This is a genomic window from Shigella sp. FC1967, from assembly GCF_001743005.1.
In the GTDB taxonomy this organism is placed as follows: Bacteria; Pseudomonadota; Gammaproteobacteria; order Enterobacterales; family Enterobacteriaceae; genus Proteus.
Window position 1 is genome coordinate 1 of record NZ_MIIZ01000297.1, and the last position, 245, is coordinate 245.

The 245-nt window shown below is 50.6% G+C and carries 1 rRNA gene; it reads left to right on the forward strand.

The features are described 5' to 3' along the window. Positions 1-245: ribosomal RNA gene (locus tag BHE89_RS27275) — 23S ribosomal RNA — on the forward strand; the annotation flags it as partial.

Genomic DNA, 245 nt, shown 5'->3' on the forward strand with positions numbered 1-245 from the left:
GGATATTATCATTAACTGAATACATAGGTTAATGAGGCGAACCGGGAGAACTGAAACATCTCAGTACCCCCGAGGAAAAGAAATCAACCGAGATTCCCCCTAGTAGCGGCGAGCGAACGGGGAGCAGCCCAGAGTCTTAATCAATAGCAGCATCAGGAGAACGGTCTGGAAAGTCCGGCAGTAAAGGGTGATAGCCCCCGTATCCGAAGATGCTGTTATTGTGAACTCGACGAGTAGGGCGGGAC